Annotated in this window: 18 protein-coding genes; 8 read left to right on the top strand and 10 right to left on the bottom strand. The window is 43.8% G+C overall.

The features are described 5' to 3' along the window. Positions 1 to 151: 151 nt before the first annotated feature. From VYM24_RS13320 to VYM24_RS13300, 5 genes are read right to left on the bottom strand one after another with little or no spacing between them, the layout of a single operon-like run. Positions 152 to 1,909: an SWIM zinc finger family protein gene (locus VYM24_RS13320; protein WP_299089767.1), complete on the bottom strand. Its 1,758-nt coding sequence runs from the start codon at positions 1,907 to 1,909 to the stop codon at positions 152 to 154. 48 nt (positions 1,910 to 1,957) lie between these two features. After that, positions 1,958 to 2,827 (bottom strand): hypothetical protein, encoded by an 870-nt coding sequence (locus tag VYM24_RS13315; RefSeq protein WP_299089769.1) that lies wholly within the window; start codon positions 2,825 to 2,827, stop codon positions 1,958 to 1,960. Further along, complete coding sequence (locus tag VYM24_RS13310; RefSeq protein ID WP_299089771.1) at positions 2,824 to 6,486, bottom strand: ATP-binding protein; 3,663 nt, start codon at positions 6,484 to 6,486, stop codon at positions 2,824 to 2,826. Before VYM24_RS13310 ends, VYM24_RS13315 begins: the two co-directional genes overlap by 4 nt. Next, a complete protein-coding gene (locus VYM24_RS13305) occupies positions 6,470 to 7,021 on the bottom strand; it encodes a condensin complex protein MksE (protein WP_007665964.1) in 552 nt (183 codons plus the stop codon). Before VYM24_RS13305 ends, VYM24_RS13310 begins: the two co-directional genes overlap by 17 nt. A gap of 12 nt (positions 7,022 to 7,033) precedes the next feature. After that, positions 7,034 to 8,230 carry a hypothetical protein gene (locus tag VYM24_RS13300; RefSeq protein ID WP_299089774.1) on the bottom strand — a complete coding sequence of 399 codons (1,197 nt, stop codon included), beginning with the start codon at positions 8,228 to 8,230 and terminating at the stop codon, positions 7,034 to 7,036. A 198-nt stretch (positions 8,231 to 8,428) separates the two neighbouring features. Here VYM24_RS13300 and VYM24_RS13295 point away from each other — a divergent pair, with 198 nt between their 5' ends. Then, positions 8,429 to 9,121: a COG1361 family protein gene (locus VYM24_RS13295; protein ID WP_330940230.1), complete on the top strand. Its 693-nt coding sequence runs from the start codon at positions 8,429 to 8,431 to the stop codon at positions 9,119 to 9,121. A 27-nt stretch (positions 9,122 to 9,148) separates the two neighbouring features. Beyond that, complete coding sequence (locus tag VYM24_RS13290) at positions 9,149 to 9,328, top strand: hypothetical protein (RefSeq protein ID WP_007665972.1); 180 nt, start codon at positions 9,149 to 9,151, stop codon at positions 9,326 to 9,328. Here the strand turns inward: VYM24_RS13290 and VYM24_RS13285 are convergent. The 3 genes from VYM24_RS13285 to VYM24_RS13275 form a co-directional block, all read right to left on the bottom strand. Continuing rightward, positions 9,321 to 10,178: an MBL fold metallo-hydrolase gene (locus VYM24_RS13285; protein WP_138292022.1), complete on the bottom strand. Its 858-nt coding sequence runs from the start codon at positions 10,176 to 10,178 to the stop codon at positions 9,321 to 9,323. The two genes, VYM24_RS13290 and VYM24_RS13285, sit on opposite strands and share 8 nt — an antisense overlap. Positions 10,179 to 10,217: 39 nt before the next feature. Beyond that, on the bottom strand, positions 10,218 to 11,822 hold the full coding sequence (locus VYM24_RS13280; RefSeq protein ID WP_195209865.1) for a sensor histidine kinase: 1,605 nt from the start codon (positions 11,820 to 11,822) through the stop codon (positions 10,218 to 10,220). A 206-nt stretch (positions 11,823 to 12,028) separates the two neighbouring features. Continuing rightward, positions 12,029 to 13,474, bottom strand: a complete 1,446-nt coding sequence (locus tag VYM24_RS13275) for a DEAD/DEAH box helicase (protein WP_195209900.1) — start codon at positions 13,472 to 13,474, stop codon at positions 12,029 to 12,031. Between the two features lie 73 nt (positions 13,475 to 13,547). On the opposite strand from VYM24_RS13275, the gene VYM24_RS13270 reads away from it, so the two are divergent. The 5 genes from VYM24_RS13270 (at position 13,548) to VYM24_RS13250 (ending at position 20,571) form a co-directional block, all read left to right on the top strand. Further along, entirely contained in the window at positions 13,548 to 14,489 is a 942-nt protein-coding gene (locus VYM24_RS13270; RefSeq protein ID WP_330940229.1) for a VOC family protein, read from the top strand. A 229-nt stretch (positions 14,490 to 14,718) separates the two neighbouring features. Further along, positions 14,719 to 16,053 carry a sensor histidine kinase gene (locus tag VYM24_RS13265; protein WP_299089783.1) on the top strand — a complete coding sequence of 445 codons (1,335 nt, stop codon included), beginning with the start codon at positions 14,719 to 14,721 and terminating at the stop codon, positions 16,051 to 16,053. Positions 16,054 to 16,072: 19 nt separating this feature from the next. Then, positions 16,073 to 16,489 carry a DUF3788 family protein gene (locus tag VYM24_RS13260; protein WP_330940228.1) on the top strand — a complete coding sequence of 139 codons (417 nt, stop codon included), beginning with the start codon at positions 16,073 to 16,075 and terminating at the stop codon, positions 16,487 to 16,489. 62 nt (positions 16,490 to 16,551) lie between these two features. Then, complete coding sequence (locus VYM24_RS13255) at positions 16,552 to 18,177, top strand: RluA family pseudouridine synthase (protein ID WP_299089788.1); 1,626 nt, start codon at positions 16,552 to 16,554, stop codon at positions 18,175 to 18,177. Between the two features lie 1,095 nt (positions 18,178 to 19,272). Continuing rightward, positions 19,273 to 20,571 (top strand): rhamnogalacturonidase, encoded by a 1,299-nt coding sequence (locus VYM24_RS13250; RefSeq protein ID WP_299089790.1) that lies wholly within the window; start codon positions 19,273 to 19,275, stop codon positions 20,569 to 20,571. A gap of 177 nt (positions 20,572 to 20,748) precedes the next feature. On the opposite strand, the gene nfo is transcribed toward VYM24_RS13250, so the two are convergent. Both nfo and VYM24_RS13240 read right to left on the bottom strand, forming a co-directional pair. Continuing rightward, positions 20,749 to 21,585, bottom strand: a complete 837-nt coding sequence (gene nfo, locus VYM24_RS13245; RefSeq protein ID WP_330940227.1) for a deoxyribonuclease IV — start codon at positions 21,583 to 21,585, stop codon at positions 20,749 to 20,751. 69 nt (positions 21,586 to 21,654) lie between these two features. Continuing rightward, positions 21,655 to 21,957 (bottom strand): GNAT family N-acetyltransferase, encoded by a 303-nt coding sequence (locus VYM24_RS13240; protein WP_330940226.1) that lies wholly within the window; start codon positions 21,955 to 21,957, stop codon positions 21,655 to 21,657. 101 nt (positions 21,958 to 22,058) lie between these two features. Here VYM24_RS13240 and VYM24_RS13235 point away from each other — a divergent pair, with 101 nt between their 5' ends. Continuing rightward, positions 22,059 to 22,502: an HD domain-containing protein gene (locus tag VYM24_RS13235; RefSeq protein ID WP_009128806.1), complete on the top strand. Its 444-nt coding sequence runs from the start codon at positions 22,059 to 22,061 to the stop codon at positions 22,500 to 22,502. The last annotated feature ends 42 nt before the right edge of the window (positions 22,503 to 22,544 follow it).

The raw sequence follows: 22,544 nt of genomic DNA, 5'->3' as shown, positions 1-22,544 counted from the left end.
AAGGCAACTAACTCGCAATGAATTAGTTGCCTTAAATTTTATTATTTTACGAATATCCCTACTTAGGCATTAAGAAAGAATCGCACTATCAATAGACTTTGACAGAAATATTGAGGAACTTGGGGGAAAAGCCATCCCCCAAGCACCTCGTTCAGATAAACTCCCCCAACTCCTCCATCATCGCCGGACGACGTTTATACAAAACCCTGAATTCGTCCACCAATTGTTTCACAGCATCCTTCCCACCATTCAATTTCCGCATCCCCCGTAACACCCGAGCTATATACTCATAATGACTCCGTCCCAAATTTTTCTCCGCATAAACGCGAAGATCATCCGTAAACAGAGAAAGTATTTCAGAGGAATGGGTGGCATTCAGATGGGAAGCATACTGCACAAGAGCGTCCAAACGCCTGTATTCCACAGTAGATAAAAAGCTGAATAATTTATCATACTCTTTTTCTTCTATATAAATCTCCGCTTTAGTATTTCCACTACCCCAGTAACCAAAGAAGGTGGTTTCCTGCAACAATGTGCTCAAATACTCCTTCCAATCCGTGGAAGATATCAACGATTTAAGCTTATGGTAATAATCCAGACTTCCATTCGTATGAATAAATAATAATCGACACATCTCAATAACCTTGGTGATATCATGCACTTCTTCATAAATGGAAAGCAATTGTTCCCGCCACTCTCTTAATATACCATACTCGCCTGCCTTTTCAGCTATCACTATCCCCTCATTCAGCATACTGATAGCCTTCTCATAACATTTCCCATTCAGTAATTTTTCAGCTTCCCGTCTTCTTATTTCAGGTAAATACAAGAATTCAGAAAGCGTAGCTTCAGCCTCAACCGCCTTACCCAGCTCTTCCAATATTTCTACCTTCCGAAGTACTAATTTATAAAGTTCCCGGTGTTCTTTCCTCTCCTCTATAAGATGGTTTATACTTAACAAAGCCTCTTCCTTGGATTGTACCGAAAGCATAATCTGCTGCACCAGTTCATCCATGTCATAAAGTTCATATTCACGATATGTCGCCATTTTGGATATTTTGGTGGCTTCATTCAATATATTCTCCTTCAAGACCTGTGATGCACCCGAATGCTTAACTATTTCGAGCAATAAATCTCCGGCATCTTCACAACTGATTTCAAAATCAATGTCGCCATCATTATACAGAAAATCTTCTTCAATATAATTATTCCCTATAGAGCGAAGTATCTGGAGTGCAATTGTCGCCGCCTCTTCCAAATCCTGCCGTTGAAGCAACAGAGTTGCTTTAGCCAGATATCCATTTACTTTACCAGATACCTCATCCCAGTCAATCTCAGGCTCATAATACCTTCCTCGCTTGGAATCATTTTTATATGCAGAGTTAAAACACTTCTCAATCTCCATTTGATAGTCCACTGAGAGTTTGGCTACCGGTTTCTTCGGCAAAAACGTTTCAAGCAGCGCTGATTTAAAATCAGAATGTGAAGAAGCATATTTCAGAACAAAATCGGATAACTTATCCGGCTCTGCAAATAAAAGAATCTGCTCCACTTCTTCATCCATCACCATTTTAGCCGCATTCTTTTCCGGTATGCTTACTTGAGAATCAACTTCTTTAGCTGACAAGAAACGGGCTACTTTATTTCGACTGTCACGAATTGCCAGAAGCGTAGCCACCACATGTTTACAAATGTTTCCATCGTAAGGACAATCACACTCCCAAGCAATAATCTCATTCCCTTCCATCGATACAGTTACCTCATAATTCTCCGTACCGCAAACCGTTGCAATCCATTCTCCCGGAGATTCCTCTTCGATTTCTAACACAGCATCGGATTCATAATAGTCTTCACCACGCATCAAAATCTGAGGAAGAACATACTTTTCAAAATTAGATATTGTTATCATAAAATATTGATTCTAGTTATTGTTATTATCAAAATCAGCCATCTCTCGTTACCCGATTATATACCCTTCTTGCTCATACCCCTTCCCATATCTATGGATCATCTCAACAAGAGGTACCAATCGTTCATCCATAATATCCATAAATTTATACCGGGCATATTGCACGTCATAAAGCCTACGATTACCATTCTTCAGCCGTTCCTCTACATCTGCCGGGATAAAAAACTCAGAACGTTCTCTCAGAAAAGCGTAAAACTCTCTCTGAAAAATGTCAATCCCTGCCAGGTCAAAGTCACCAAAATGGATATAACGATTATGAATCATCTGCAACCAAGTGCGCAAGTCTGTTGATTGAGGGTAACGGGACACAAAAAGAACTGTCAAGTCAGCAAATAAATATTGCTGCTCACGAATCCGCTGAAAATTCTCTCCATTTTCCATTCCTACCACAACCACATCATCGGGAATTCGAAAGTGCTCATAATCTTCTATAAAAATAGAAGTACCCTGCACAGGCTCAATCACCAACGGCTCTTCACGCAAAGTTGCCTCTATCGGACTATAACTATTTACGAGAAACCCTTTAAACCCACGAGTTTTCCGAACTTTAGAATTGCCTGCCATAGCCACCTGCTCCGCACGCGACACCGCTTCCTGACGAGACATCATCTCAATCCACTCCTCCAAACTCCCGTTTATGGCATAGCGTTGGGCCAGAAAAGTGCGACATCCTTCCACATCACATATCCGATAACTGCCACGCCTCCCATAAGAACTTTGCACCAAAACACCTTCTTCCAATAGTTCTTCTGCCAGTGATGCAGGAAACGAGGAATACCCCACCGATTCACCGTTCAACATCCGCGCAACCTTACGCGCCGCAGCCACGGTCATAACATATTCTTTCCCATTTCTCATGCCTTACTATATTTTAACAAAGGCACCACCTGCGTATTAGAATGCCCATCTTTATTCAATAAATAAGTATATTTATAATCCTCCACATTATATGTAGTAGGCGAACTGTTCACCAACAGGATATTCCGACAATTGGCAAAGTCCAAAATTCCCTTCACGTTGTTGGGATGCAATTTACCTATCTCATCCATCATGCAATGTATCTTGAAGTCACCGAACTTACGGGACGCCTTTTCTTTGAACACGTTGATAAGCATAATATTTACCATAGCCTTCACCAGAATATCCGTTCCATCAGAACCCACATTGGCAATCTTTTCCACCCATCCCGTATCATTATCATTTTCCTTAACCCGAAACTCCAATTTAAAAGTATCCGACAAAGCCAATTGTTTTCTGCCCGGATCGTCCAATAAATGTTTCATGAACGACAACAGATAACGTACCGCTGTCGCATTGACATCTTCACGGGAAGCCTGCGAAAATAAATCCGCTTCTCCCATATTATGTTGGTTCTCATCACTGAATTTCTTTATCTCCAGTAACAACTGCATCAGTTTGTCACTGCTTGGCAAGGGACGGAGGGATATTTCCTTTATCACCCCGGCAAAGTTCCGCTCTATAAAATCATCGTTGATATCACCAATGGTTTTACGAATCTCACTCTCATTTCGGGTCAAGTCTCCCACCTCTTTCGATATACGCCGGATAATATCAGTGTATCGTCCACTGATATGCTTCTGATAATCAGAAATTTTATCATTATCTACAAACTCGCATAAGTTCGAAGCAAAGTCATAGTAATCCTGTTCGCCAATCAGTTCAGTACGGAAATGAAATGTATTCTTCGCAGAAAAATAACCTTTGAATTGCATCACGGCTTTCTTGAAATCTTCCGTCTTTCTGATAAAAGAGACTATGAGCGACTTAAGTTCCTTCACAAGAGTATCACAGTTTTTCCTGGTAGGCTTCTCTCCCACTTCCATCGCTCCGGCCGGACAAAAAGTTTCGTCATTCAAAAAGGCATCTGCTTCCGCTAATCCGCTTTCTAATATCTGCAATTCCAGCTTCAGCTTTTCCAAAACAGTATTTATTTCTTTCAGCCCGTTTTGTTGTTTCTCCCGTCGCAGTGCAAACCGCTCGTCCAAAGCCGAAAGTTTAGTCTCATATTCTTTCTTCCGGCTACGCATGACAGGTTCTTTATCAAAGAGTTCTTGCTTATCCTTTTCATAATAAGCCACCTGATTGCGATGCTCGCTGATATACCTCAATTCTTCCCTGATCTCTGCCAACCTCTCATCATATTTACGAATGGTTGCCACATCAGCTCCCTTGCCATTCAGTTCAGCATCCTGTGCCTGCCGGAGTTCTCTCTTCTGCTCTTCAATCAATTGCTTATGATGTTCAATCTCCTGCCGAACTTCGTCAACATAACGGTCCAGTTCAAGCTGAAGCTCTGTCTTGGCATCTTTATAGTTCTTCTGGCAAGCCTTCAACTGTTTCTCACGCTCAGACAGATATTTCTTTTTCTCTTCATCCGCCAGATAGAACCGATGAGCAATCTCATTCAGACCAGTCTGAAATTCTTCCATCCGTACTCTTTTCCACTCTTCTTCTTTCGTTTTCCAAGTGGCATGATCCGCTTGCAGATTCTTTAGCTTATAAGGAATTTGCCCTCGCTCAGCTTCCATCAGATGTTGTTGCTCGGCCATTTCCCTGATTTGTTTGGAGTACTTTTTCTCCAGGAAACTTATATTTTCATTCAATTCCTCGGCCAATCGTGTCAGTCGGTTGCAATGTTCTTGATAAACGATCTGCTTCGCTGCCCGCTCTTGTTTCATCTCTTCGGGAGTACGGATGCTTCGATCAATGGCCGACAAGTTCAATGAAACGCCGAATAAAGTCCCGGCATCATCCGTCAAACGGGGATTCAATTCATGATTGTACAACACCGACTCCTCATCCGCCACCTTGCCTATCGTTTCTTGCCAACCGGGATTATACTGTTCCAGCCAATCGCAAAAAGAACCTTTCCGCTTCTCTATCAATGCATCCAATGCGCGCAACTGTTCTTCAACATCCGCCTTTTCCCTACGCACTGCATCCATGCTTCTCTGAGCCGCCATCTCCAACTCTTTGCGTTTTAGCTCACATTCATTCCTCCGTTGACTGATGTCCATTTGCTGTCGGCGTATTTGCAAATCCAGCTCCTTATCCCTTCTGCACAATTCATCAATGCCAGCTTCACAATCTGAAATTTCTTTCTTATAGTGTTCTTCATGAAGCGTTTTCTGCTGCTTCAATTTCATCTGCATCTCCTCGCTACGCAGTTGTGCCAATCGTTGCTCCACCGTTTGCAGCTTTTCCTCAGACGCCGCCCGCACTTTATCCTCTTCAGCGCGAGATTGTGCCATAGCTTTCTCCTGACGTTCAGCAACAGATGATCTTTTTTCGAGAATCTGAGTCTGCTTATTATTTTCGAACAAACTCAAATCGGCATCCAGATTCTTAAACAACGAACTGTATTTGGACAACACATCCTGATAGGCTCGTGTCAGTTCTTCCTTCATGGTCGAGATGCGTGCCAATTCTCCGTTTTGCAATCCCTCCTGCGCCACCCGCTTTATGATTTCTTCTATGTTGATTTGCTCATAATGGAGTCGTTTTTCATGCGCCTGCTTCAACAACGTCTCAATGCCACCTTTGCCACTAACCAGAGTATCTCTTTCCTTATTATACTTCTCTCTCAATTCATCAATCAGCCGGATAGACCGTTCGCGCTCAACCTCCGTTTTATTTATCTTCTCTCTGATATGAGGGATTTCCTGCAACGCCTGTTTCTCAGCATAGTTCAACTCGGCACGTTCCTCATCTATCTGTTTGTGGGAATAAATCAGGTCACGATACGAATTTATCACCTTATCCGCTATCTTCCGCACGGGAATCTCGCCATTCTTGTTTTTGGTAAACCAAAGCATTACGTCATTATACTCCTGCTCAAACTCTTTTATCTGGCTTCGATAAAAACTCAAGTCAACAAAAACCTCTTCATCGGTCATGGAACGGATAATGGTATCTTTTATAAAATCGGCATCCAGCTTAGAGTTGAGGAAGACGTTCTGTATGGTACGAGGAATATTCTGGTACTTGGCGCTTTCCACGATGGCGAATTTCCGGTAAGGAGTCATGTCCTGCTTACGGTTGTTGCCGAAGATAATGTCACGATACATCTCGTAGACGGTGATTTGCGAGGTAATTTGGCGTTTCCCACCGATACGTTCGCGGATACGCCCCCACTCCGGATACACCTCATTATGTTCATTGATGAACCAATCCCTCTCAAACGAAGCATCTATAAAACGGAAAGCTACTCTCCCCTGCGATTTGGCAGCCACCACACAGTAGGCTCCATTCTCACGCATCACTTCATAGATGATGTAAGAATTGGAATATGGGAAGTAGAATGCATCAAAACTCTTCTTCTCCTTGGGGATGCCGAGCTTAAGTTTATCGGCATTGTAGAAAAACAACAAAGCACGGAGCAATGTACTCTTCCCCACTCCCTGCGTACCAATGAAATGTACATTGCCATCCAGTTTCACCTCTGCATAAGGAATATGGGCACTGTTTAGAAAAATAATCTTATTCAGGTATCTCATCTTGCACCTCCTCCGATATAGTGATACAGTCAATCAATTCTTCCATATAATGAAAAGCAGTCAACACTTTGTATGTCCCGTCCACTTCATTTTCTTTTTCTATAAATCCCATCTTTTCCAGTTCATTAATCAGTTTAGCCACTACTTCCTCATGCTTCTTTTTGTCGGAGAACAGTTTGGAAGCTTTCTCCTTCAACTCCATATCACAACCGATCTGAATTTCAATATCAGCCGCACGAAACAGGAATCCGGGACCGAAAGCCGAATGATAGGTTTTCAAGAAACTCATATAATCAATCCATTTCAAGGCAGCCTCCAATTTGCGCTCCAAATCCACTTTCGCCTCTTTGCGCGTAAAGTGATAGTAACCGTCTCCTCCTTCCAGATAAAGTCCGATTCCCTGATAGTATTCGTAATAATCGGGTAAATCTTCTTCAATAGCATCATAATAACGCTTCACCTGAGTGGAAATACTGTTCGAGGAAATAAACCCTCCTTTACTAAGTATATTGAAAATCTCTTCAGTATATTTCATATTCAAAAAGTTTTATTTGGCGTAAATCAAAGGATATTCCACATTACCCGAGCACTCATAGCTTTCCGTAAAATTGAGTTCATCAGCATATTGGGAAGCCAACTGACAAAAATAAATCAGTTTATCTCCGCGAGATACTTCCTTGCGAAAGCGATAGTTCATCACGAAACCAAACAGATGTATCCCAGAGGCCATAAAAGCGTTGTACACTTCCCGCAGGTTTATCGCGTCAATCTGTTGCGACTGATTATCCAGATACCCTTCGGGAATAGCTTCAGCCAGATTTTTCGGACTAAGCTTCCTGTTCTTTTGCTGTGCTGCCAACTTCCTGACGGCTTGGAAAGCCTCATCCGAAGTTCGCAGATAATCTATCGACAATTTTATGCGGTAGTTTGTCTGAGGTTCCATCCATAACGGATGACGTTGCGAAACCACTTGCCGGATAGTCGTGTTCTCTTCCAACAGGAACTGGTCTTTCAGATATTTCAGCTTCCTTATCTTCTCAAAGATACGGTTCTGATAATCTATCAAGTTCAGGTAATGGACAATCTGCCGGTGAATTTCAAGCAGATTATGATAAGAATCGTTCAATTGCAGCTTGACGTCGCTCACCACATTCCGCATTTGCACATCCATGGCTATGCGGAAAAAGACCGGTTGCTGGTTATCAATCAGCTCCTCACTTTTAGTTATCAACAAAGAGATGTTCTTAAGTTTTTCACTTAATCTCATCAACTTCGCTTTTTTTATTTGGTAGTTGGGTTCGTTCTTGTAAGTATTATCCATGTTCCTTTTCAGGTCCATTACATTGCGGACAGTGGTAAGAGCAATGTTTTTCAGGCAGCGTTTCACTTCGCGTTGATAATTATACTTGCGCTTTTCATTACTTTCTTTCAGGTAATAATCTATATTTTCATTGAGGCGGGTAAGATAGTCCTGTACAAAAGACACGTTGATTTCTTCATTCACTTCCAACACATCTTCAAAGAACTTCAGATAGAGATCTTCCATTTCAAGAAAGTCACCCGTGTCACGTATTACACCGTAGTCGATCAGATAACGGATACGCTCTTCTTTATACTCTGTCATCTCAAGCGCATAATCATAGCGAAACGAAAGCGACTTCCGCTTGGCAAACATTTCTTTCAGTAGTTCTTTCTCGCGTTCAAGACTCTTCACTAATTCTTCTATGGAACGAAAAGTACTCATAGTCCTTACATTTTATTTCCCGTAAAAATAGACTATATCCTTCAATCCCACAATATTCTAAAGAACTTTTGTTCAATAAAACCACCTTTTCCAGCCAAAGTGAACAATAAAAACAGAAGCCGCATTTCAGCAAACAAAATTTTATCCATACCTTTACAGAGTTCTAATGCGCATATACATACTAAATAGGATTTTGATATGAAGAAACTGGTTAGCATGCATTTTATAGGAATATTGGCATTAGCCATATTGTGTAGCGGATGTAGCACCAACCGCATGGCAGCGGGTGACCCGGGCGCCGTATTGGCCGGAGCCGCCATCGGAGGCAATGTAGGAGGCGCCATCGGCGGACTGATAGGCGAAAACAACCGAGGATGGAGAGGAGGTTACCGTGGCTCTGCCATCGGAACCATTGTGGGAACCATTGCTGGAGCCGCCATTGCCAATGCCGCCACCGCCCCCAAACAAACGGAAGAATACAACTACCGGGTAGAGAGAACCCAGCCCACCTATAATCCCCGACCGGAAGCGCGCCCCTCCGCCATCAACAACCTGAAGATACGCAATATACGTTTCATTGACGATAGCCGCGACCACGTAATCAATGCGGGTGAGAATTGCAAAGTCATCTTCGAAATTATGAACGAGGGAAACAGGACCGCTTTCAACGCGGTGCCGGTAGTGGCGGAAGTCACGGGCATGAAGCACATCTATATCTCGCCATCCGTCATGATAGAACAAATCGCTCCCCGCGAAGGCGTGAAATACACCGCCAACATCAGCGCCGGAGAACGGATAAAGACGGGAGAAGTCATCTTCCGCATTGCCGTAGCCGACGAAAACGGAGAGGAATATGACTGGCAAGAGTTTTCATTGCCCACCCAACGATGAACAATCTCTCATTAAAACAATAAAATCATGGCCGACAACTATTTAGAAAAGCAATACGAAGCATACGAAGCAAGAAAAGCCGCTTGGGAAAAAGAACGCAAATACGGGAAGAAGCCCTCCCCTGCCAAGCGCCCGAAAACGGAGGAAAAGTCAAAAGGGAGTGAAGAAACACCCCCTATCACGTCCCATCCAGAAAGTACTATTTAAATCCCGGAGGCGGCAAATGCATTCCCGCCATTGTCAATCCATTTTCCTTGGCATACCGGAGGAAGTGTTTACGTGACTTCACCGCCGCATCCTTATCCATATCGTAGGAGGCACAGATTTCGGGATGTTCCAATTGAAGAGCGGCTCCGTGAATCAAATCGGCTATCACCAATAGCTTGCCCGCCTGATAAACCGTATGGCCGGGAGTGTGCCCTTCCGCATTCATGGTAACCACATTCCCCGGCAAGGTTTCACCAAATTCAAACAGGTGCAAACGGTCCTTATAAGCGTTCATGGTCTTCACCACTTGCGCATTCCTATCGGAAGGCATCTTGAGCCAGGCATCATACTCCGCTTTCGATGCATACACCTCGGCATTAGGGAAGACAATGCTATCTCCCTTCATCATCCCTCCGATGTGGTCGCCGTGAAAGTGGGTGAGATACAGGTACTTGATGTCAGCCGGATTCATGCCCAAAGAGGCAAGCCCAGGCAATAAGCGGCTATCCGGAGCTCCCATTCCCGTATCAAACAAAATCCGGACACCATCCGTTTCTACCAGAAAAGTGCTCATGGACGAAGGTATCCCATCCGCCAACTTCAAGCTATCTATCAGTGCATCACTGGCATCGGCGAAAAGCGTCCTCTCCATAAGACGTTCTTTTGCATTATCCTGTATCCAAGTGACCTTCACTCCATCCAGTTGTAGGGTTTTCAAACCGTCACATGTCATAGTTATACTATCCATACTTGCTTCCTCATTAGTTTGTTTCTTTGCACCGCCGCCACAACCTACCAGCAACAATGCAACTGATGCAACAACCCAATATTTCCATGTTTTGTTTTTCATTGGCCTACTAATTTTTTAGTTCATGAATAATAGTTTTGATTATGCCGACTCGGCACAAGGATGCGTAAACCAGAAACGGCTACCGACGCCCACCTCAGACTCAAGCCCGATAGTGCCGCCAAGATGCTCGATAATACTCCGGCAGATGGACAATCCCAGACCGGTGCCTTTGGAAAAAGTATTAAGTTTCACAAAGCGGTCGAACACCTGCCCCACCGCATCCGGAGCGATGCCGATACCCGTATCTGTTACGGAGAATTCTATCTCATTGGTATCCTCCTTAAAGTGATACTCGAGAGTGATTTGCCCTTCGCTCGTAAACTTAAGGGCGTTATTGATAAAGTTGGTGACAACCTGCATCAAACGCTTCTTATCTGTATAAATACGATAATCGGGCAAATTAGAAGCCAGCAATACGGGCACGGGCTTATCTTCCTTGATTTCATAACCGCGAAGTATGTCTTCACAAAAGTCTTTGATGTTCAGATACCCCATATTAAAGTCAAGCGTCCCCGCCTCTATCTTCGACAAATCCAGAATATCGGATATCAATTGCAAGAGCAACTCTGTGTTCTCCTGCATGATTTCAATATACCCCTGACGTTCTTCTTTATCCTCCTCCTCAACGAGCATACTTGCAAAACCGACAATCGCATTCAACGGAGTACGGATTTCATGACTCATATTGGCCAGGAAAGCCGACTTCAGGCGGTCCAGATTCTCCGCCTTCTCCTTGGCTATCCTTAATTCTTCTTCTATCTTTTTCTGATGGTCGATGTCGACACTGGTGATGACGTGCGCCATCTGTCCGTCTATCCAGGGGAATGCAGCACTAAACACGCGAAACCAGCATTTGTCAAACGGGCGTTGATAGTCCCAGGAGTAAACCCTGGTGGGCTGACCGCTTTCATCAATCAGGTGTCTTTTAGGACAGAACTCACACTCGCCCGTTTTATCGGTGTAGAGGGCTTGCCAGCACTTCTTCCCTTCGAAATGCCTGATGCCGCCATACGGGGCGGCCATAGATGCATTGGCATATAGCATGTCATGAGAATCGAAAGAGTTCACATAAATATCCACTCCCATATTGTTCATAATGCTACCCAGCGTGTTGCTTGCCCGCACTTCTCTTTCCTTATATTCCCTGACCGCTATTTCCTTGGAGAGCGAGCCCAATATCAGATGAATCATCTGGAGCTCGTCTTCGGCGAAAGGTATCGAGACTTCTTCCCTATCCGCAAACCCGATAAATCCGATAATCTTGCCTTCGGAATCTTCAAATTGCCTGATTAACAAAGAATCCACTCCATAAAAATCCAAAATATCAATATCAGATAAAGAAATATTCTCACCCTTACTGGCATAGAAAGGTCTCTTTTTAGCCTCTATACGACCAGAATGTTGTGTAGTCATCTCTCCCATTTCAAAACGAGACCTCAGAATGTTGTCTTCATTTCCAATGGTTTCCTTCAAAAAGAAATAGCGGAAGCCATCCGTTTGATAAACAAACCCTTTCTTGAATCCATAGTAATTACAAATGTCTATCAACGACTTCGTGATTTTCCTTTCAATAGATTCATGGCCATTCAACCGTTCTAAAAACTGAAGTAGAAATACACTTAAACTTTCCTTGCTTTTGGTCATATAGTCTTTAGTTCCTTAAGTTTAGACTACTCGGAACGAATTATCGTTTTTTCCTCCAAGCATTCAAGCCGCTAATATACAAACTTTTAAAGACAATAGAGAATTTTCATCAAGTTTTTAAATATTAAATATTTTCCTTTTCACACAAAGCAAGATAAAGGGAAAACTATTTTATTTTACAAGTACATCAAAAGCATATACAACTTTCAATCATAGTTTTCGTAACGCGAACGCAACTTTGCCGGACTTTTGGGTGACGGCTCCGGCTTCCCTGAACCCGACTTCTTCTGCCCGGATTGCTGGACAGGTCGAGGTCTTTCGGGACGGTTATTATTCCGCTTGGGCTTTTCGGCAGATACCACCGCCTTTTGAGTGCTTCCGGTTGGTTCGACCGGTCTCTTTCTGTCCTCCCGCCTCCTATTGTTCTGAGATTTTCCTCCCTGAGTGCGGCCTTGCGATTTCGATGCAACGTTTTGGGTAGAAGAAGTAGTAGGAGAAGCGGCAGGCTCTCCCAAAGAAGGCAAATTGTGCTTTTGTTGCACCAGCTTTATACCCGTAAGTTTCTCTATCTCACGTAGCATGGGGGCTTCTTCGCTTGAGCAAAAAGCAATGGCACGTCCTTCGCAACCCGCACGTCCCGTACGTCCGATACGGTGCACGTAGGTCTCCGGAACGTCGGGCAAATCAAAATTGAGAACCAGGTCCAGACCTTTTATATCGATGCCCCGGGCAGCAATATCCGTAGCAATAATCACATTGGAACGCCCTTCCTTAAAGTTGCTCAACGCACGTTGGCGGGCATTCTGTGACTTGTCTCCATGTATGCTTTCGCAAGCAATGCCACGACGAGACAGGTAGCGGGCAATGTTATCCGCCCCATGCTTGGTACGGGAGAAAACCAGCACCTGATGACCTGCCTCTCCGAGCAACAATTGAGCCAACAATTCTTTCTTCTGAGGTTTCTCTACCCGGTAGACGGACTGGCTGATAATCTCCACAACACTGGATGCCGGAGTTACTTCCACACGCGCCGGATTGTGCAACAAACTCTTGGCAAGACGGTCGATACTATCGGGCATGGTGGCCGAGAAGAAAAGGGTTTGCTTCTTGGGCGGGAGCTTGGGCAAGAGGCGTTTGACGTCATGGATAAATCCCATGTCGAGCATACGGTCGGCCTCATCAAGAACAAAGTGGCGAACATCGTCGAGGCGGATAAAGCCTTGCGACATCAGGTCGAGCAAACGTCCGGGAGTAGCCGTCAGGATGTCCGTCCCGGCACGAAGTTCATCGGTTTGCGACTTTTGTTTCACTCCGCCGAAGATAACCGTGTGGCGCAAGGTCGTATAGCGTGTATAGTCCGCCAACGATTCATCAATCTGAATCGCCAACTCCCGGGTTGGAGTCAGGATAAGCGCACGGATGCTACGCGGGGCACCTTTGCGTTGGGGCACAGGGGCGGCAAGCAATTGCTCGATGATGGGTACGGCGAAAGCGGCGGTTTTGCCGGTTCCGGTTTGCGCCAGTCCCAACAAATCACGGCCGGTCAGGGCTTCGGGTATAGCTTGTTCTTGGATAAGTGTAGGGGTAGAATAGTTTTTTTCGAGGAGCGCACGGCACACCGGCTCCGAAATATTCATCTGTTTAAATGTCATCATTTCTTTTTATTACGGCACAAAGGTACGATTTTACAGGGAATTATCACTATATTTGCATGAAAAAGGAATCATGAGAGTACATCACATCGCCATCTGGACCTTCCGCCTGGAGGAATTAAGGAACTTCTATATCCGGTATTTTAGCGGAAAGAGCAACGAAAAATATATCAACCCCAAGAAAGGTTTCGAATCATACTTCATCTACTTTGATGAAGGTCCGTCATTAGAATTAATGAGCCGCACGGACGTGCAAAACACTCTGATAGAAGAAAACAGGTTAGGGCTCACCCACTTCGCCCTTGCCTTTCAAAGCAAAGAGGACGTACTCAAGACCACGGAACAACTCAGGGCAGACGGTTATACCATAGCCGGAGAACCGCGCACTTCAGGCGATGGCTATTTCGAAAGCGTCATACTTGATCCTGACGGCAACCGCGTAGAATGTGTCTATCGGAAAGAAGAAACTTCGGAAGAGCCCGACGCCCCAATTGAAACAGAACGGTTACTACTACGCCCCTTCGTGGAGAGCGATGCAGAGGCTCTCTTTGCCTGTTGCCGAAACCCCAACATAGGGAACAATGCGGGTTGGCAACCTCACGCAAGTCTGGAGGAATCACGCGAAGTACTTCGTTCCGTATTCTTATCCCAGAAAGGGGTATGGGCCATTACCCTGAAAGACAACGGGCAATTGATTGGCTCCATCGGCATCATCGCCGACCCCAGACGCGAAAACCCACAAGTACGTATGCTGGGATATTGGCTCGACGAGGCTCAATGGGGAAAAGGCTATATGACGGAGGCGGTAAAAGCGGTACTAAACTACGGTTTCGGCACGCTAAAACTAAGTCTTATCACCGCTAACTGTTACCCCCATAACGAGCGCTCTCAACAAGTTTTGAAACGCCAGGGCTTTGTGCATGAGGGTACGCTTCATCAGGCCGAAGTGACTTATGACGGACATGTATATGACCATCAATGCTATTACCTGACAAATCCGGAATATCAAGAATAAGTCTATAAAAGGGAAAATAAGATTTACATACATACAGTCTTTTTTTAAGACATCATAAATTCAGTGTTACGAAACAATTGAAGTTAATTCTCACATTTTTATCCATTTGTGTGGGATTTCAAAATAATCGTGTAACTTTGCGAATGGGATTTTCTTTAAGATCTCCACTGGTAACGGACATACGTACGTGTTTTTATGACAAATAATATAGCTCAAAAAAAATGACTCTATGAAAAAACGATATTGGGTACTCAAAAGGGTATCCGTCATTTTAATTCTCTTTGTTCTATTCACCAAAATGCATGCGCAAAAAGTGCCGACGAACAATATCCCGAAATTGGAAATCAGTGCGGAAAAACTTCTGATCGCTTCCGCCATTTGTTTTTTCATCCTATATCCGTTGTTCCTCTATTTCAGGGAGTCCAAACGGAAACGTGCCACCCAAAGAGAATTAATCAGGGAAAAGGAATTGCTATCATTATTACTCGAAAAAAGCGATATCTATACCTGGAAATATGTGGAATCCACAAATACTTTCTCATGTGATAAAGAGTTCTTTGAGCATCTGGACATGCCTTTCCGAACTTTCACTTTACAAGAAATGACAGAAGCCATACACCCGGAAGACCGGACAGACGTCCTGGCTACTTTCTACCGCATAAAAACCCAGCCGGACTCCAAAACACATACTCAATGCCGATATAACTTTAATGGTAAAGGTTACATCTGGTATGAACTACGCTATGCCAATCCTACGGAAACAATGTCAGAATCCGCCTCCATCATAGGTCTGATTACCAATATACAGCACTTCAAAGATAAAGAAGAAGAGTTAATGAAGGCCAAAGACCTGGCGATAGAAGCAGAGCTTAAACAATCATTCCTTGCCAATATGAGTCATGAAATACGCACACCGCTCAATGCAATCGTAGGTTTCTCCAACCTACTGGTCAGTGAAGACGACTTGTCCGATGACGAGAAGGCGGACTTTATAAATACCATCAATAGCAATTGTGAACTTCTTCTAAAACTCATAAACGACATATTGGAATTATCCCGTATCGAGTCTGGCAAAATGGCTTTCTCCTTTTCAACTTGCAATCTGAATAGTTGGATTGATAATATGTACATGACTCATTCCCTATTGATACCCAAGGAGATTGAATTCATAAAGGAAGTGCCTGATGCCACCTTCTTCATCCATACGGATGTGAACCGGTTAAGTCAAATTATTACCAACTTCCTGAATAATGCCGCCAAATTCACCCAATCAGGGTATATCAAATTGGGATATGAAATTGATTTCTCGGAATACAAAATCTCCATCTATGTGGAAGATAGCGGAAAAGGCATTCCGAAAGAAGAACAACAGATGATATTCGAACGTTTCTACAAGCAGGACGAATTTGTTCAAGGCACCGGTCTGGGGCTTTCCATAAGTATGGTTATAGCAGAGAAGCTGGGTGGAAGAATCTCCGTTAGCTCCGAGGCTGGAAAGGGAAGCCGGTTCACCTTCACCCTGCCCTATCATAATGAAAGTGAGGAGTTTTTCTCCGTCGGATAACAAATATAATCATAGAACTATGAACGCATTAATCTTAAAAGACAAAGAGGTGTTTCCCACCGATGAAGTACTGGAAAACGTATTGAAGAGCAGCTACCCGGCATTTGCCAGATTGCGCGATGAATTGACCGCCACCGATGTCCGCATCGAATGGAATTACTACAATGACGGAAAGGCCTGGATGGGTAAGATGCTATTCAAAAAGAAGAACCTGGGATGGTTACAAATATACGACGGCTATTGTACCACTTCCTGCTTCTTCATGGAAAGGCATCTCGAAGCGATAGACGGATTAGATATCACCGAAAGCATCAAAACAAACTTTTATCAGCAAAAGTCCAGTGGCAAGCTGACGCCAATGACGGTAAATATCCATACGGCGGAAGACATTGACGACACATTGAAGATGCTGGATTTCAAAAAGAAGCTGAAATAGGTGGTCAAAACGAACGGTGCCATGATACGCTTATTATAAGAAATGAGTATCTTTGCGCCATCATGTTGCACCGTTTCAAGACTTCCATAACAGATATTCCACTTCCGGAAAGGTTTACTTATCCTTTCTGCTACACTCCCCATCCATTATGCGTGATGGCGGCGGAAGAGGTGCAACACTATCTCAACCGGCAACATGAATGGAAAGAAGAACTAAGTCGGGGGAAGATGTTCGGAGTGCTGGTGGTGCAGACCGGAAATGGGGAAATTGGTTACCTGGCGGCGTTTTCGGGCATATTGGCGGGGAAGAACCAACACTCCTATTTCGTTCCGCCCGTATATGACTTGTTGCAACCGCAAGGCTTCTTCAAAGTCGAAGAGGAAAATATATCCGCCATCAACCGGCGCATCAAGCATTTGGAAGAGGACAAGGGATACACTTCTTTGTTGTCCGAACTCACCCGGACCCACCAACAAGCCCGAGAAGCACTGGACATAGCCAAACAACAATTAAAAGAAGCGAAAGAGAAAAGAGAATTGCGTAGAAAGGAAAACGGGTTCACAACCGAAGAAGAAGCCGCCCTGATACGCGAAAGCCAATTTCAAAAAGCGGAATACAAACGGCTGGAACGTTCCTGGAAAGAAAAGATAGCCGCTTTGCAAGTGGAAATCAATAACCGGGAAGAACAAATTCAAGAGTTGAAGGTGGAACGCAAAAGCCGTTCCGCCGCCCTGCAACAACAATTATTCGGGCAATTCAGAATGTTGAACTACCGGAAGGAGATGAAAACCTTGTGTGATATATTCAGCCAAACCGTGCACAAAACTCCTCCCGCCGGTGCCGGAGAATGTGCAGCCCCTAAATTGTTGCAACAAGCCTATCTGCATGGCTGGAAACCCATTGCTATGGCAGAGTTCTGGTGGGGCAACTCTCCCAAAGCCGAAATCCGCCATCATGGTTATTATTATCCCGCTTGTAAAGGTAAGTGCGAGCCTATCTTGCAACACATGCTTCAAGGGTTGGAAGTAGAAGAAAATCCTATGCTACAACTTCCGGAACAGGGCTACGGGAAATTAAAAATAGTCTATGAAGACGAATGGTTATTGGTAGTCAACAAGCCTTCCGGAATGCTCTCCGTGCCCGGTAAAGGTGAAAAGGAGTCCGTATATAGTCTGGCAAGGCAACTCTATCCGGAAGCCGACGGGCCGATGATTGTGCATCGGCTGGACATGGCTACATCGGGACTTTTAATCGTTGCCAAGAATAAAAAGGTGCATCAACACCTGCAAGCCCAGTTCAAGAATCATAACATCCGAAAGAAGTATATAGCCCTACTCGATGGCATCATTCCCCAAGACGAGGGAACCATCGAGCTTCCCATTTGCCCGGATCTGCTGGACCGCCCCCGTCAGGTGGTGAACATGGAGTATGGCAAACCCGCCATCACTCATTATCAGGTTCTTGAGCGGAGGGACAAATGCACACGCATAGCTTTTCATCCGCATACAGGGCGCACTCATCAGCTCCGTGTACATGCCGCACATCCGTCAGGTCTGCATTGTCCCATCATAGGTGACGAGCTTTACGGGAGAAAGGATAAACGCCTCTACCTGCATGCCGAGTCCATCGAATTTACCCATCCCGCCGACGGACGGATCATCCGTATCACGGAAAAAGCTGACTTCTGACTATTATTTCTTCCAGTCTACACATCTTCCTTCCGATTAATCATAAATATATTTTATCGTTTTTAAGATAAAAATCCAACTATTTGATTATCAATAGAGAAGAAGAGGGGTATAATGAAGATACGAGTGAATGGCAATGAAGTAACGACTGAAATAGGATGAGGTAACGACTGAATAGGGATAAGGTAACGAGTGTTTTCGCAATCAGTTATATTTGTAATAAAATTTACATAGCTATATAAAATAAATAGCTATAATTGGATTTCATTCATTTGTCTGAATTTACTACCAATTAAATAACAAAACGTAACTATTTGATTATGAGTATATACGACTGAGGTACCCTAAATATACGTCCCGGGTTAGGTATTTGCTTTTCGTAAAAAAATATTCCTTTGTCAGTTGGTTCATAACTTAATAGAAAAGAATAAAAGAGTGATAGGGCGATAAAGTAGCTGCGCTATATATCGCAGATATTTGTCAGAATTTATCAACAACAGCACAAACTTTTACAACTTTCTGATTATCAATATTATTAAACCACGCCCTATTCAGTATACGACTGAACCCTATTGAGTATACGACTGAATGGCATTCACTATACGACTGAATTAGGTTCAGTATACGACTATTTTAGGAACATACATCATTTGTAAACAATATACACCACTACCCTGTTTTTTAGTTCAAACTTGTGCAGAAATGAGGCAAATGATAATCAGTACTATCTCCATTCTCCTCCTCCCGGGAGGAGGAGTACCCGTAGGGGGAGGTGGTAGGTAAAACAACAAAGTACCTATAAATAAGAACATTAAGAAATTTCTTTTCTCACCTACCACCCCGCCCTTTGGGCACCCCTCCTCCCAGGAGGAGGGGAATTGAGATAGTCCGTTTGATTCATAGCCGCTCAGAAAGTAGTTAAAGATAAGAGTCTCTTTCCTCAAAACAACTGAGGGTCAAAAAGCCTATATAAACTGACAAATAGCTTAGGAATTGAGCCTTTTCACACCCATCATATCCGGATTATATTGATTATTTTTGCAAACGGATAAATCTATCCGATCAAGCACTATTAACCAACTAATGATTAAAACCATGAAATTCGTAACTTTAGCATGTAGTTTACTATTCTGTCTGTCCTCTTTCGCACAAGAGAATTTTCCTGACGGAACTCCTATTCCGGACTGGTTCAGACAAAACGAAATCGTAAACATTGAAACACTGGGTGGAAAGTACAAGATTACAGACTATAGCGTTGTGAATGACAGCACCCTGCTCCAAACAGAAAAGATACAGGCAGTCATCGACCAGGCTTCATCCAAAGGTGGTGGCGTGGTCATCATCCCGAAAGGTACTTACCTGAGCGGTGCGCTTTTCTTCAAACCGAAAACCCATCTTTATCTGGAAGAAGGGGCCGTACTGAAAGGTAGCGATGACATCAGCAATTTCCCCATTATCAATACCCGCATAGAAGGGCAATCACTGAAGTATTTCGCCGCACTGGTGAATGCTGACAAAGTCAACGGTTTCACCATCTCCGGTAAAGGCACAATCAACGGTAACGGTCTGCGCTACTGGAAATCTTTCTGGTTGCGCCGTTCTGTCATTCCTAAATGTACCAATATGGATGAGTTGCGCCCACGACTGGTGCACGTTTCCAATAGCGATGATGTACAGATTTCAGGAGTACGTCTCATCAATTCTCCGTTCTGGACAACGCATATCTACAAATGTAATAATGTGAAATTGCTGGATTTATATATCTTCTCTCCGGCCGCCCCGGTCAAGGCTCCCAGCTCGGATGCGATTGATATTGATGTATGTAGCAATGTATTGGTTAAGAATTGCTATCTCTCGGTTAACGATGATGCCATTGCTCTGAAAGGTGGAAAAGGTCCCTGGGCTGATAAGGATTCCAATAACGGAAGCAACACCAACATTATCATTGAAGATTGTACATATGGTTTCTGCCATAGTGCATTGACTTGTGGTAGCGAGTCTATTCATAACCGTAATATTATCCTCCGCCGTTGCACAATCAATCAAGCAAGCCGCTTGCTATGGTTGAAAATGCGTGCCGACACTCCTCAGAATTACGAGTATATTCTTGTTGAAGACATCAAAGGAAATGCCAAGAGCTTCCTCTACGTCAAGCCATGGACACAATTCTTTGACCTCAAGGACCGGAAGGATGTTCCGATGTCCTACTCAGACCATGTGACGATGCGCAATATTGATTTTGATTGTGATGTATTCTTCAACGTAAGTGCATCCGAACAATACAAATTGTCAAATTTCAAGTTCGAGAATCTGAATATCAAGGCGAAGAATGGAGATTGCGATAAGTCGGTGATCTCATCGTTTGAATGGGATAATGTGAAGGTGAATCAATAAATAGCTATAACGGCTTTTGATTACTTTTGATTATTAGTACTATCCGTCATGCTGAGCGTAGCCGAAGCATCTCTTCTCCTTATTTATACACAGGAAGGAGATGCTTCGGCTACGCTCAGCATGACGGATACTCCGAGTATAACAAAGAACTCAAAATAATTAAGTAATTGTAGACAATTATTCAAAGCTACGCAACAACTTTATTTCTTCCGCCCAAAGCGTTTCATCCGGTGTTTCCAGAATGACAGGCATGTTGTCGAAACGTTCGTCTTTCATAAAACGCTTGAAGAAATCAATTCCCAACATACCTTTCCCGATGCTATCATGGCGGTCTACATGGCTACCCAACGCTTTCTTCGTATCATTCAAGTGAATGCCCCGCAAATAATTGAAGCCAACTACCTCGTCGAACTCACGGAATACTTTATCATATTCCCCTACTATATCATAACCTGCCGAATAGGTGTGGCAAGTATCCAGGCATACCCCTACACGTGATTTATCTTCTACCCGGTCGATGATATGCTTCAATTGCCAAAACTCATTACCTACATTGCTACCCTGCCCTGCCGTATTTTCAATAACGGCCGTTACCCCTTTCGTTTTGCTCAATGTAATATTGATGGACTCGGCAACCTTATCCAGACATTCCTCCACCGAAATCTTATTAAGATGGCTTCCCGGATGGAAGTTCAGGAGTTGCAAACCTAATTGCTCACAACGTTGCATCTCATCCAGAAATGCGGCACGGCTTTTCTCCAATCCTTCTTCTTCCGGATGCCCCAGATTAATCAGATAGCTATCATGAGGCAGGATATAGCGGGCATCAAAAGAGAATTTCTCACAATTGCCCTTGAACTCGCGGATGCTTTCCTCCGTCAACGGTTTGGCTACCCATTGCCGTTGATTCTTTGTGAACAAGGCGAATGCATTCGCACCTATCTCATGGGCATTAACGGGAGCTATTTCCACTCCACCACTTGCACTCACGTGCGCTCCAATATATTTTTTCATATCTGTTCTTTATATGATGATTAAAAACGGAAGCAAGATAGAAAAAAATCCGAAGATGGCAAAATCAATTTAGAGTGCACACGTCCCTTCTCCGGCATAATCCTTTCCTGTTTTTCCATTATATTCGGGATGTCTTTCCAGCCAAACCACGGCATAAGAGCAGGTTGCCACCGGCGCCAATCCATTAGCCAAAGCATAGTCATAGGCCGCTTTTACCAAAGCAGAGGCAATGCCTCTCCCGCTGATTTCATCGGGAACAATCGTATGGCGCACATCCAGCGCACCATAAGTGACATGATACATCAGACGGGCAGTTTCCCCATCCACCGTTGTCTGAAAAACTTTTTTCTCGGGATAATGTTCTATATTCATAATCTGTTTCCTTTATTGGGTGAATAAATAAATAACAAGACTCTCTATATTAAATAACAGATTTCAGTAACTTTGTATCGAACACTTCTAAAAAAAATCTTATGGACAATCATCTTCTCTCTCACGCCATCGCCCTCGCCACCGAGGCTCATAAAGGACAAAAAGATAAATACGGACAGGAGTACCTGCACCACCCCATCCGCGTCATGAATATGGGACGTGACCTGAAAGAAAAGATTGTCGGCATTCTCCACGATGTAGTGGAAGACACGGAATGGACGTGCGAAGACCTGAAGAAAGAGGGTTTCCCGGATGAAATCATCGAAGCCGTGCGGTGCGTCACCAAGCTATCCGATGAAGAAGACTACGAGGAATACATCGGAAGATGCGCCACCAATCCCCTCGCGATTGCCGTTAAGATTCACGATCTGACGGATAATATGGACGTCCGTCGTATGCCCTGCATAGGGGAAAAAGAAATCAGTAGATTGAAGAAATATCTGAAAGCCTATCACCGCCTGATGCCTTTCTATATGAATCATTGATAATATATGCGTTCGTTTTTCATGAAATGGTTACCTTTGCGG

It is taken from the genome of Bacteroides sp. MSB163 (genome assembly GCF_036416795.1).
GTDB classification, from domain to species: Bacteria; Bacteroidota; Bacteroidia; order Bacteroidales; family Bacteroidaceae; genus Bacteroides; species Bacteroides maternus.
Note: the sequence above shows the minus strand (reverse complement) of the source record. Positions and strands in the feature narration are given on the sequence as shown.